This is a genomic window from uncultured Wocania sp. (assembly GCF_964021735.1).
Classification (GTDB): Bacteria; Bacteroidota; Bacteroidia; order Flavobacteriales; family Flavobacteriaceae; genus Wocania_A.
Genome location: NZ_CAXIBN010000088.1, coordinates 1 through 13,154, shown reverse-complemented (window position 1 = coordinate 13,154; position 13,154 = coordinate 1). Strand labels below are relative to the sequence as shown.

Genomic DNA, 13,154 nt, shown 5'->3' with positions numbered 1-13,154 from the left:
AAAATTTGTAGGCATACAACAAATCTCTAAGAATGAAATTAACAAATTACTTCAAAATAATGCTGAAATTAAAAAAGAAGATTTCAAACGTGTAAATGAAATTGATGCATCATTTGATATAAGAATAGTTATAGATTGGAATCATAACGATACAGATATCGACTTGCATATTATCGACCCTAATTTAGAAGAGTGTTACTACAGCCATCCAAAAACTAAACTAGGAGGCAAGTTATCACAAGATATGACACAGGGTTTTGGTCCAGAAGAGTTTACTTTGAAAAATGCAGAAAAAGGCACATACTTTATAAAAGTGAATTACTTTGGAGATAGATACCAAAAAGTAGAAAACCCAACGTTTATGAAAGTTACCATGTTTAAAAACTTTGGCAAACCAAATGAAACAAAAGACATTAAAATTATAAGATTAACCAAAACAAGAGATAAACAAATTGTAGCTAAATTAGAAGTTTAGATTACTTTCTATTTATTGAAAAATAAGAGGTGTCTTATTTTAATGATTTAGTTTTAAGTATTAAACAAGCTTTGTTTATATTTGTTTTTAGGAAGGATTATTCATAAGTGGAGAATCCGTTATTAAGCTTTAGATATAATAATTTAGAAACCATAAATGGCATTGATGAAATATATTGTTTGAGAAAAGCCTGAACAATTTAAGTAAAAAGAAAAAGAATTTCCGAGTAGGAAAGAAAATGAAGCCTTACTGCGAATTAACAAAGTTGGAATTTGTAGAGCCGATTTACATGCTTATTTAGGAATCAACTTTTTTTACTTACCCAAGAATTTTAGGTCATGAATTAGCATCGGTTGTTTTAGACAATTGGAGTTAATTTAAAAGGAATAAAAGTAGGAGATGAATAGTGGTAATGCCATGTTTGACTTATAATCATCCAGCAGTTCATGCAAAAAGAACTTATATTAATATGCAGTAAAAATACTACTTTAGATTAATTCCCTACAAAATTTTTTATTACTAATACAATATCTTATAGAGAAATGATTTCAAACTTTAATAAATGGCTTTAACCATAAAGAATTTGCTGTAATAAAAACGACTGTTAATTTTATAGACGATAAATGAAATTATTAAATAGAAGTACTGTTATTGCAAAAAAATATCCAACTAGAATTTTACAATTTGGTGATGGGAATTTTTTGCGTGCCTTTATAGATTGGATAGTTTATGAACTTAATAGAGCTACCAATTTCAATGCTGGCATAACAGTTGTAAAAGCTAGACCGGGAAAGGGAAAGTTAGAAATCCTAAATAATCAAGAAGGGTTATACACCTTATTTTTAAAAGGTGTAAAAAATGGTGAAGTTAAAAATAAGCACTCTATAATAGATTGCATAAATGAAGGAATAAACCCTTACGATAATTTTGAGTATTATTTTAATCAAGCAGAAAATCCCAATCTTCAATTTTTAGTATCTAATACAACAGAAGCTGGAATTGTTTTTAATGCAGGTGATAAATTAGCAGATACACCTCAAATTAGTTTCCCTGGTAAAGTAACAGCTTTTCTTTATCACAGGTTTAAAATATTTAATGGAGATAAAAATAAAGGACTTATTTTTTTTCCGTGCGAATTAATTGATAATAATGGTTTAAAATTAAAAGAGATTGTTTTAAAGTATGCTAAAATATGGAAGCTAGAATCAAGCTTTATTTCTTGGGTTATTAATCATAATTTTTTTTGCAATACGTTGGTTGACAGAATTGTTTCTGGGTATCCAAAAAACAAAATTAATTCTATACAAGAAGAATTGGGGTATAAAGATCAATTAATAGTAGAAAGCGAATTTTACCATTTATTTGTAATTGAAGCATCAAGCAATATTCAAAAAAAATTTCCAGCTAATACAATTGGTTTAAATGTAATTTTTACTGAGGATATTAAAAAGTATAAAACCATTAAAGTAAGAATTCTTAATGGGGCGCATACATCATTAGTTCCTTTAGGGTATTTGTATGGTTTAAATACAGTAAGAGAATGTTTAAAAAATACTTTAATAAAGGGTTTTTTAAAAAAATTAGTTGCAAATGAAATAGCTAGTACGTTAAACTTTCCAGAAGAAGAGCTTATCAATTATACAAATGATGTTTTTGATAGGTTTGAAAATCCTTATCTAGAGCACGAATTAATGAGTATTTCATTAAATTCTATTTCAAAGTTTAAAACAAGGGTATTGCCTTCAATTATAGAATATATAGCAATTAAAAATAGTTTACCACAATATCTTTTGTTTTCATTATCAGCACTAATTGTTTTTTATAAAGGAAATAGAAATGGCATACCTATATTATTAAATGATGATGAAGAGGTTTTGTGTTTTTTTAAAAAATTATTTGAATCATCAAATAATTCGTTTACTATTACACAAGCAGTATTATCTAATACTGATTTTTGGGAAACAGATTTAACCCAATATCAAGGATTTCATAATCAAGTTAAACTTTATTATGAGGTGATAATTAATAAAGGCATGAAAGCTACTTTAAAATCTTTTGCATTATCTTAAACCTGTAAAACACCTAAATTAAACTTTTTCTCAATAGGGGCGTGGTTGGCAGCCTCTATCCCCATAGAAATCCATTTTCTGGTGTCAAGTGGATCAATAATACCATCAGTCCAAATACGTGCAGCTGCATAATAAGGAGACACTTGGTTGTCATATCTGTCTTTTATTTTTTTATATAAAGCATCCTCTTTTTCTTTCGTGAATTTTTCACCTTTTTTTTCTAGTGATGCCTTTTCAATTTGGAGTAAAACCTTTGCTGCAGAATTCCCACTCATAACTGCAAGTTCTGCACTTGGCCACGCCACAATTAATCTTGGGTCATAAGCTTTCCCGCACATAGCATAATTTCCAGCACCATAAGAATTTCCGATAATAATCGTGAATTTCGGCACTACCGAATTACTCACTGCGTTTACCATTTTTGCACCATCTTTTATAATGCCTCCGTGTTCAGATTTGCTTCCAACCATAAAACCAGTAACATCTTGTAAAAATACTAATGGTATTTTTTTCTGATTACAATTTGCTATAAATCGTGTGGCTTTATCTGCGCTATCGTTATAAATAACACCACCAAACTGCATTTCACCCTTTTTAGTTTTAACTAGTTTGCGTTGATTTGCAATAATACCAACTGCCCAACCATCTATACGAGCATAGCAAGTTATAATGGTTTGTCCGTAGCCAGCTTTATATTCATCGTATTCCGAATTATCAACCAATCGTTTAATAATTTCATACATATCATATTGATCTGCTCTCGATTTTGGTACAATGCCATAGATGTCTTTTGGATTTTCTTTTGGTTTTTTTGGTTCACTTCGGTTAAAGCCCGCTTTATCAAAATCACCAATTTTATCTATGATATTTTTTATGGTATCTAAAGCATCAGAATCATCTTTGGCTTTATAATCGGTAACCCCAGAAATTTCACAATGTGTTGTTGCGCCACCTAAAGTTTCATTATCAATAGTTTCACCAATTGCCGCTTTAACCAAATAGCTTCCAGCTAAAAAAATACTCCCTGTTTTATCAACAATCAAAGCCTCGTCACTCATAATTGGTAAATACGCACCACCAGCAACGCAACTGCCCATAACTGCTGCAATTTGGGTAATACCCATACTGCTCATAATAGCATTGTTTCTAAAAATACGTCCGAAATGTTCTTTATCTGGAAAAATTTCGTCTTGCATAGGTAGATATACACCAGCAGAATCTACTAAATAAATGATAGGCAATTTGTTTTCAATAGCAATTTCCTGCGCTCTCAAATTCTTTTTTCCGGTAATAGGAAACCAAGCACCCGCTTTTACAGTAGCATCATTTGCCACAACAATACATTGTTTGCCTTTTACATAACCCATTTTAACAACCACACCACCAGACGGGCAACCACCATGTTCTGCATACATATCTTCTCCAGCAAAAGCAGCAATTTCAATAGATTTTACTTTAGTATCTAAAAGGTAATCGATACGTTCTCTCGCTGTCATTTTACCTTTCGCATTATGTTTTTCAATACGCATTTTTCCACCACCGAGACTTACTGTTGCTAACCTTTTGTTTAATTCGGAAAGTAAAAGCTTATTGTAATCTTCGTTTTTATTGAAGTTAATATCCATGAATTATTTTGTTTGATGCTAATCTACAAAAGATATTTATCCTTAGAAAGCATCAATCTTTTTAAATTTTAAATGGATTACATCGAAGGATATTCCTTAGAATTTAACTTTGTTATTTATATATTTGGATAAATAAAAAATACAGATGAAAAACATAATTGCCTTTGCAGGAAGTAACAGTAAAACCTCTATAAACAAACAGTTAACAGTATATGCAGCAAGTTTAGTTGAAGATGTTAATACGACCATTTTAGATTTGAATGATTTCGAATTACCGCTTTTTGGAGTTGATTTAGAAAATGAAAAAGGGATTCCAAAGCTTGCACATCAATTTTTAAAATTGATAAAAGAATCTGATGGCATTATTTTATCGCTTGCCGAACATAACGGCGCATATTCTACAGTATTCAAAAATATATTTGATTGGATGTCGAGAATTGACGGAAAGCTTTGGAGCAATAAACCTATGTTATTAATGGCGACATCGCCTGGAGCAAGAGGTGGTACGTCAGTTTTAGAAATAGCAAAAGATCGTTTTCCTAGGCATGATGCTAACATTATTAAAATCTTTTCATTACCATCATTTAATGATAATTTTTTAGATGGTACGATAGTTAATAAAGAATTGAACTCAGAATTAAAGAATAATGTTCAAACGTTTCAAAATTCATTATAGCTATGGATATAAAACAGTTTGATGACGGAAAAAAAGGGAAATTCTATATTGAAATTGATGGGATCCTAGAAGCTAAAATGATATATACTTATGCAGGAAAAGATAAGATTATAATAGACCACACAGAGGTAGGCGATAAACTAAGAGGACAAAGTGTTGGCTATAAATTAGTAAAAGCGGCAGTAGATTTTTCGAGAATTAATAACATTAAAGTTATTCCTTTATGCCCTTTCGCTGCTGCTGTATTTAAAAAGAAACATGATGACTATAAAGATGTGCTTTCTTAATTCAAAATGCTTATAAAGCATTACTAACTATAATTTTAAGATTATAAATGGGAGATATTTAAAGACATTAACTCAAATTTTAAAAACAATAGAGTTAAAGCATTAATCAATATTCTGTTTACTGCAAACAGGATTACCATGTATCAAAATGCTTTTTTTAAGTAAAAAAAACGATATTTGCTTTTAGACTAACCATCAAAAAAACAATTATGGCAATGAATAAAAATACAGTATTAGCTTGGGCTACTTGGATTATGATATTTGTAGGTTTATGCTTAATAGGATTAGGCGCTTTTAGATATGATGATGTTGCAGGCTGGGGGTTTGCAGCAGTAGGTGTTGGCTTTTTCGCTATTGCATGGGTATTTAACGCTTTAAAAGGCAGAGTATAATCAACTTAATAATTACAACAAACAAAAATGAGCGACGATAAGAAAATAATTTTCTCAATGACAGGTGTAACCAAGACGTTTCCTAGTGCAAATACACCCGTTTTAAAAAATATATATTTAAGCTTTTTTTACGGAGCAAAAATTGGGATTCTTGGTTTAAACGGTTCGGGTAAATCAACTTTACTAAAAATTATTGCAGGTGTAGATAAAAATTATCAAGGCGATGTGGTATTTTCTCAAGATTACTCGATTGGTTATTTAGAGCAAGAACCAAAGCTTGACGACAATAAAACTGTTATGGAAATTGTACGTGAAGGTGCTGCAGAAACTGTTGCTATACTTGATGAATATAATAAAATTAATGACCAATTTGGTTTAGAGGAAGTGTACTCTGATGCAGATAAAATGGAGAAATTGATGAACCGCCAAGCGGAACTTCAAGATCAAATTGATGCTACAAATGCTTGGGAATTAGATACCAAGCTAGAAATTGCTATGGATGCTTTACGTACACCAGATGGCGATAAAAAAATCTCTGTTTTATCTGGAGGAGAACGTCGTCGCGTAGCATTATGCCGTTTACTTTTACAAGAACCAGATGTACTATTATTGGATGAGCCTACCAACCATTTAGATGCCGAATCTGTACATTGGTTAGAACACCATTTAGCTCAATATAAAGGTACCGTAATTGCTGTAACGCACGATAGGTATTTTTTAGATAATGTTGCTGGATGGATTCTCGAACTCGATAGAGGTGAAGGTATCCCATGGAAAGGGAATTATTCATCTTGGTTAGATCAAAAATCTAAGCGAATGGCACAAGAAGGAAAAGTAGCTTCTAAACGACAAAAAACATTAGAACGCGAGTTAGAATGGGTGCGTCAAGGTGCTAAAGGTCGTCAAACCAAGCAAAAAGCACGTTTGAAGAATTACGATAAGCTCATGAGTCAAGACCAAAAACAATTGGATGAAAAGCTTGAAATCTATATTCCAAATGGACCAAGATTAGGGACTAATGTTATTGAAGCAGTTGGAGTTAGTAAAGGTTATGATGATAAATTGCTTTATGAAGATTTAAACTTCAATTTACCACAAGCTGGAATTGTTGGTGTTATTGGTCCAAACGGAGCTGGTAAGACTACTATTTTTAGAATGATTATGGGAGAAGAAACTCCAGACAAAGGCGAGTTTAAAGTAGGAGATACTGCAAAATTGGCCTATGTAGATCAGAAGCATTCAAATATAGACCCAGAAAAAACGATATGGCAAAACTTTAGCGATGAGCAAGAATTAGTTATGATGGGAGGAAAGCAAGTAAATTCTCGAGCCTATTTAAGTCGTTTTAACTTTTCAGGAAGTGAACAAAATAAAGCAGTAAAATTGCTTTCTGGAGGAGAACGTAACCGTTTGCATTTAGCTATGACACTTAAAGAAGAAGGTAATGTTTTGCTTTTAGATGAGCCAACTAATGATCTTGATGTCAATACTTTAAGAGCTCTAGAAGAAGGTTTGGAAAACTTTGCAGGTTGTGCTGTTGTAATTAGTCACGACCGTTGGTTTTTAGATAGAGTTTGTACACATATTTTAGCGTTTGAGGGAGATAGTCAAGTATATTTCTTTGAAGGTAGTTTTTCAGATTATGAGGAAAATAAAAAGAAACGTCTTGGTGGTGATTTGATGCCTAAACGAATTAAGTATAAGAAATTAATTAGATAATTATTGCTAATAAATATGAGTATGCCCTAACTTATATCCAATTAAATCCAAGTTAGATAATGCTTCATTGTTAGCATCAAATTTTTTAATTTCAATTTTCATTTGAATATCCAATATAATTCTACGGTATAACAATTCAATAAAATAAGTTACAATAAATGATAATACTAAAATTGCCATAGCTTTTTTTTTAATTATTTACCATACATATGCCCGTCAGTAAAATCTTTATAGGGTTTTTCATTTTCATCCTCAATAGTAGTATTCATACTATTTAATCGTTCATTTTCTTTTTTTAGTAGATAAGATTTCCTAACACCAAGTATCAATAAAAAAGAAAAGATAACAACAACAATAATTAATACGGTTACAACATCAATTTGGTTGATTAACAGAATACATGGTAACGTGAGAGATTTGTAGTTTAGAAGCATAGTCAGTGCTTTATTTGGGTTAATAGCTATTCAAATATACTATTTTTTTGTTAACTATTATTAATAATAACTGTACCTCTTTATATTTAAGATGTTTAACCCCTATCTATAAACCCAGTTATACATTCTATTCTCGTTAAAAGTAATTTTAAAGTAAATTATTATAATTAATGTAACATTTTATTAGTTTTTCACACCAATAATTTAAGCAGTATAAATTTTAAAATTGATATTTTTTAACGAAATTGCTTGTCCGTAAAATTGTTCAACCTTAAACACCAAAATATACTATGTCAGATGATTTTGATTTATTAGAAACCTCGTCAAACGAAAAAACCGAAAAAGTAGATGTTAATTGGGGAAAAGCCATTGATACTATGAAATCTAAATTGTCTCAAGAAGATGATCCAGAGGTTCGACAAAGAATATTGAATGCCACCTTAGATGATGTGGTACACATGGCAGAAAAAGATAGAACTACACTTTTAGATGCAATTAAAGATTTAACTGATTATCAAGATGAAGTAGGCATTATTTTTGAAAAATTCTCGTCATTAAATGCTACCGAGCAAAAAGTAATAGACGATGCTCAAAAAGGGTTAGAGCGTGCGCGAATTGAATTAGAAGATGCTAAAAACAAACCAGATACATGGTGGAATAATCTTTGGGGACGCAAAAGCAAAATTAAAAAAGAGGAGGAAGAATTTAAAGTTGCTGAAAAAGTACGTGCTGGTGCTGATAATAAAGCAAAAGCCATGTTTCAAGAACGTATTGAAAGTGCCGATGTTCAAACACTTTTAAGCGAATTATCTTATAAAAGTCAAGCCGCAGTTTCCCGTTTAAAAAACAGAGAAATAGAGATAAAAGAAGTTGAAGAAAAGCTAAAAGATGCCATTGTTGAAGCTTCCAAAAACCATACGAAAGCTTTAGAGAAAAAGAAAGAAGTTGAAGCTAAGTTGGAAGAACAATATGCATTACTAAAGCAAGCTAGGCAAGAACTAGAAGATATTGCCGATAAACAATCTCCAGAATATTCTGATGCCATTGGTAAAATGACAGCTTTAGAGCAAAAAGTTGAAGAACTTGAAGGTCTTAAAAACGCTTACACAACGCTTGCTGCTAGTAAAGATAGCTTTGTACACAAGCATAATTTAACCATTAAAGTATTAACCTCGTTACGTAGTAACTTGCAAACACATCGTGCCAAATTAAAATCTGATACAGAGGAACGCCTTAAATATTACGATGGTTATGTGGTGGCTTTAAAAGCCAGAACAGACCAAGAGTTTGCAGCTATTTTAGAGCATTTAGGTGTTAAAACTGATGAGCATATTGGTGAAACTTTGGCATCTATGCATACAGCAAGCGCCAAAGCACGTCAAGATATGATGGATAACATTCCAGTACACGAAAAAGTAATGCAAGGTGTTTACAGCAGTTATGCCGAGGCTTTACAAGAAATTCGTGCTAAGGATAGTGATATTCAAAAGAATTTTGCAGAGCGTTACGGTATCGATATGAAAGAAATTTTTGAAGATTATTATAAAGCCGATGCTAACAAACCAGCTGACGGTGATGGAGAAGGTGATAAACCGAGTCCGAAACCAAAAACTAATGATGACGATTTGTTGTCTTAAAATAATAATGGCGTTACCCCGATAAAAAATCGGGGTCAGGCTTTCGGCAGTCGCTCTCTACGAGGAGCTCCAACAAATGCCTCAATCCTTAACGCAAGCTTTTTTGCTAACAACAAGTTTAACTTAAAAATTAGTGTATTCGTGGCTGAACTGCATACTGAATACTGCCAACAGAAGACTTAATAAATGTCCATAAACCACATCGTTACACCATTAGATTCTGCTGTTTTAGATTCTAAAGAGCACTATGTTTTTTACCATAGAATGGTCGATTTTGCTTTTAAAGAATTAATTGTTGCGGTACAGCGTCAAAAGATTTGTAACGATGTGGAGGTGCAATTGTTTAAGCAATATTGCGATTTGTTATTGTATTCTGTTGAAGCCATGCGTATTAAATATATGTATGATGATGAGGATAATATGAAGGTGGATTTGACACATTCTGGGTTTCCAAACTATTTGGAGTTCAGGTATTTGTTTAATGACTTAGAGTTGCGTGACGAGTATTTGGGCAAGTTAACACCAATTAGTGATTTAAGAGAAGAGTTTTTAGATACGTTGATGCGTAAAAAAGAGTCTATAAAAAAGAGTAAGTTATTTCAAGCAGCATCAATAGTCTATTATTCGTCGGTAAAAAAGGAATATATTTTTAATCGTTTTGTTCAAGGAAAAATTGTGACTGCTCCAGAAAATTCGGCTGGAGATTTACTAATAAGTTGGAGTTTTTATGATGTGTCGCATAACCGACCCTTTATCTGTTTTATGTATTTTAATTATGATGGCAACCGAATAAATGATTATAAAAATGAGATTTATGAGGTTTTAAAAACGGTTGCAGATAGAGATATGAATTTAGATACTATGGCATACACTATTGATAGAAAATTGCCAAAGGTATTACCAAAGCTTATAAAGCGAATTGATTTGGGACCTATTCATAACGTATTCGCAAAAGATGAAAATGATATTACACACGCCATTTTACAAGCTATTTCTAAAAAGGAAATCCCATTAGAGTCTTACGCTATTTCATTGAAATTAGATGAGGTGAGTTCTAGTAGTGAATTTAAAGATGGTGGTTTTTTTAGTAAGCAAATTTTACAAAAATGGGACGATGTATTTAAGAAGAAATACGTTTTTGCTCCACATAGAATCATTCAATTATTATATAATAAAACACCAGAGATTATGAATACACTTGAAAAAGCACCGATTCAAATTTCAGAATTAAAAATTGATTTAAAAAAGTAAACAGTCGCAGTCGCAGTATTCAGTACTGCACATTGGGACTGAAAACTGTAGACTAAAAATATGGAACACAACTCAACATTTCCAATAAAACTAAATGAACTTGATATGCTTCGCGACGAAGCAGCATCTTACCTAAAAAGTATTCAATGGGAACAAAGTTCAAGAGCCAAAAACAGAGATAAAGATGGAAAAGACGAATCTATACTATTGTATTTATCGCGTGCTAATAATGGAACAAATACTGCCGAAATAACATCGGTTTCTAAAACCATATTAGCATTAAAAAAAAGATTGTTACCAGATTCTGTAGCCATTCCTATTTATTTGAATCAGACACTTTATGCAGTGCAAGAAGGGATCACTTTAGGTATTTGGATTAAAGATAGTTATTACGATGCTTCAGGCTTATCGAGTTTAAATGAAAACAAATCGGCTTTAGATAATAACGGTAAACGTGAATTTGAAAGCAAAATGCATACTGCAACGGCGTTTATGCTATTTGCAACAGCGTATAAAATATTACACGATTTAAAACCACATGCTTCAGATGATTTAAGTGTTGTGAAACAGAAATTTGCAGGAATTCCTGAGGTGTCTTTAATGTCGCCATTAAAAGGTATTTCGTGTAGTTTGTTTTATTTTGATAAGTATTTAGGGCATCCTGAAATTGTAAAGTCAGATAAAGACGTTATTGATTTTACGGTGGTTTACTTTGAGGCACTGATTGATGAAATTCAATTGCGTAAAAGTACTTTAGAATACACCGAAACGATTGAGGACAGAACGTATAAACTTGAAAAATCTGAATTTGCTGTTTCTGGTTGGAATAATGTGTTTTCGGGTACAGCTAAAAGTATTGAGTTTAATAAAATTCAATTTGAGCAAATTGTAGGTAATCGAGATGCAAAACATTTTGCACGACGATTAACCGAGCGCATGTTGAGTTATGATTTTGTTGCCAAAAAGAATCCGTTTCAAGAATTAGGTGGTTTTATGCCAGTGTTTATGGGTTATGGTATTCCTGGAACAGGAAAATCTATGTTGATTGCAGCTATTGCTACTCGACTTAAAGAACATTGTGATAATCTCGATATTCCGTTTTTGTTTCACCCCATGCCAGATACGTTGATTAGCACATTTCAAGGTGGTTCTGCTGAAAAAATGGTAGAGTGGATGAAGCCATTGCAAGACCCATCAAAGCTTATTTTTGCACCTATTGATGATGCCGAAAACAATTTACAAGAGCGAACTGCACAAGGTGTTTCGGCTGGTGTAAAAGAGGTCATTGGTGTTTTTTTAAGATATACAGAAGGTGCTTATGCGGTTAATTATGGTAATAGTTCTATCGGATTATTTACCAATCTTCCAGAAATGCTTGATAAAGCGGTGATTTCTCGTGTGCAAGGACGTTTTAAAATTGATGGCGCACGAACCGAACACGACTTTTTAGATCAGGATTATATTTGGTGGAAAAAATTTGATAAAACCATGCCTGATTTTGTGAATATGCAAAATCCGCAAGGGTACAAATATTTAGAAGACCAAGGTTTAGCTAAAAGCATGGGTGATATTTTAAATGCTATTGAAAAGCCAACAGAAGAGCGTGTTTTAGAAACTTTTGAAAAGGTTGATAAAATACATGATGCTAACGAACATATGTTTTATGCTAGTTTGTATAAAGAAATCCAACAGATATTTCCATTCTTTTCATCGCGTGATGTTAGGAATATTCAATCGGCTATTTCATTGCGATTAACCGATTTTGATTTGGAAGACGATTGGTTTGAAAACCCAGATATTTATTTCAAAAAAGATTACGACACTAAATTTGGTATGCTGCAAGAGTTAATGAAAGCAAATATGAAAGGGTTAGATTTTTCAGAAATAAGAAAACAAGAAGTAGTTAGGTATTTAGACAATGTTGCTACAATTGCAGATACCGATTTTAAACGAAAAGTTGATACCAGAGTTAATCAATTGAATATAGAAACTGAGGCTAGAGAGCAATTTGATGGAAAAAGATAAAAGAATAAAAAACATAACATCAACCATACTATCTCAATTTTGGGGTAAATTAGAACGTGTAGATTTCGATTTTAAATTTAAAAAAGGCAGTTGGAAACGCTTATCGCACGAAGCATATGGCAAAAGTGATGGCGTAGCTATATTATTGTATAATCCAGAAACACAAAACGTTGTTTTATCTAAACAGTTTAGAATACCGGTTTATGTTGCTGGAGTTTCAGAAGGATATTCTATCGAGGTATGTGGCGGTTCAGTTGATGAAGGAGAATCACCTGAAACCTGCGTGATACGAGAAGCTCAAGAAGAGTTAGGGTATCATGTTTCAAACTTAAAATTTATTAGTACCGTATTTTTATCACCAGGAATTGTTAGAGAGCAAGTGCATCTTTTTATAGGTGAGTATCGAGATTCCGATAGAATTGATAATGGTGGCGGATTAGAGGTTGAAGGAGAGGAAATTGAAGTTTTAGAAGTTTCTTTTAAGGAAGCATTAGGTATGATTGATTCCAATGAAATTATTGATGCTAGAACGATTATGTTGTTGCAGTATTTAAAGATTAATGA

Annotated in this window: 13 protein-coding genes; 10 read left to right on the top strand and 3 right to left on the bottom strand. The window is 32.1% G+C overall.

Going from position 1 to position 13,154, the window contains the following annotated elements; all coding sequences use genetic code 11:
* Both AADI82_RS09235 and AADI82_RS09230 read left to right on the top strand, forming a co-directional pair.
* The coding region (locus AADI82_RS09235; RefSeq protein ID WP_341216158.1) for a DUF2135 domain-containing protein at positions 1-475 on the top strand (475 nt) is incomplete at its 5' end.
* 623 nt (positions 476-1,098) lie between these two features.
* Complete coding sequence (locus AADI82_RS09230; RefSeq protein WP_341216157.1) at positions 1,099-2,544, top strand: tagaturonate reductase; 1,446 nt, start codon at positions 1,099-1,101, stop codon at positions 2,542-2,544.
* Here the strand turns inward: AADI82_RS09230 and AADI82_RS09225 are convergent.
* Positions 2,541-4,169, bottom strand: coding sequence for a carboxyl transferase domain-containing protein (locus tag AADI82_RS09225; RefSeq protein ID WP_341216156.1), 1,629 nt, complete (start codon positions 4,167-4,169; stop codon positions 2,541-2,543). The genes AADI82_RS09230 and AADI82_RS09225 overlap by 4 nt on opposite strands.
* Before the next feature lie 145 nt (positions 4,170-4,314).
* On the opposite strand from AADI82_RS09225, the gene AADI82_RS09220 reads away from it, so the two are divergent.
* The 4 genes from AADI82_RS09220 to ettA all read left to right on the top strand — a co-directional run bounded on the left by AADI82_RS09220 (position 4,315) and on the right by ettA (position 7,243).
* Complete coding sequence (locus AADI82_RS09220) at positions 4,315-4,845, top strand: NAD(P)H-dependent oxidoreductase (RefSeq protein WP_341216155.1); 531 nt, start codon at positions 4,315-4,317, stop codon at positions 4,843-4,845.
* A gap of 2 nt (positions 4,846-4,847) precedes the next feature.
* Positions 4,848-5,132, top strand: a complete 285-nt coding sequence (locus AADI82_RS09215) for a GNAT family N-acetyltransferase (RefSeq protein ID WP_341216154.1) — start codon at positions 4,848-4,850, stop codon at positions 5,130-5,132.
* Between the two features lie 209 nt (positions 5,133-5,341).
* Positions 5,342-5,524 carry a CAL67264 family membrane protein gene (locus AADI82_RS09210; RefSeq protein WP_341216153.1) on the top strand — a complete coding sequence of 61 codons (183 nt, stop codon included), beginning with the start codon at positions 5,342-5,344 and terminating at the stop codon, positions 5,522-5,524.
* A 27-nt stretch (positions 5,525-5,551) separates the two neighbouring features.
* A complete protein-coding gene (gene ettA, locus AADI82_RS09205; RefSeq protein ID WP_341216152.1) occupies positions 5,552-7,243 on the top strand; it encodes an energy-dependent translational throttle protein EttA in 1,692 nt (563 codons plus the stop codon).
* Positions 7,244-7,249: 6 nt separating this feature from the next.
* Here the strand turns inward: ettA and AADI82_RS09200 are convergent, their stop codons facing one another.
* A complete protein-coding gene (locus AADI82_RS09200; RefSeq protein ID WP_341216151.1) occupies positions 7,250-7,423 on the bottom strand; it encodes a hypothetical protein in 174 nt (57 codons plus the stop codon).
* 14 nt (positions 7,424-7,437) lie between these two features.
* On the bottom strand, positions 7,438-7,677 hold the full coding sequence (locus tag AADI82_RS09195) for a hypothetical protein (protein ID WP_341216150.1): 240 nt from the start codon (positions 7,675-7,677) through the stop codon (positions 7,438-7,440).
* A 290-nt stretch (positions 7,678-7,967) separates the two neighbouring features.
* Between AADI82_RS09195 and AADI82_RS09190 the strand changes: the two genes are divergently transcribed.
* The 4 genes from AADI82_RS09190 to AADI82_RS09175 all read left to right on the top strand — a co-directional run.
* On the top strand, positions 7,968-9,314 hold the full coding sequence (locus AADI82_RS09190) for a microtubule-binding protein (RefSeq protein ID WP_341216149.1): 1,347 nt from the start codon (positions 7,968-7,970) through the stop codon (positions 9,312-9,314).
* 186 nt (positions 9,315-9,500) lie between these two features.
* Positions 9,501-10,565 carry a hypothetical protein gene (locus tag AADI82_RS09185; RefSeq protein WP_341216148.1) on the top strand — a complete coding sequence of 355 codons (1,065 nt, stop codon included), beginning with the start codon at positions 9,501-9,503 and terminating at the stop codon, positions 10,563-10,565.
* Between the two features lie 60 nt (positions 10,566-10,625).
* Positions 10,626-12,590 carry an AAA family ATPase gene (locus AADI82_RS09180; protein ID WP_341216147.1) on the top strand — a complete coding sequence of 655 codons (1,965 nt, stop codon included), beginning with the start codon at positions 10,626-10,628 and terminating at the stop codon, positions 12,588-12,590.
* On the top strand, positions 12,577-13,154 hold a 578-nt coding region (locus AADI82_RS09175; RefSeq protein WP_341216146.1), incomplete at its 3' end, for an NUDIX domain-containing protein. The genes AADI82_RS09180 and AADI82_RS09175, both read left to right, overlap by 14 nt.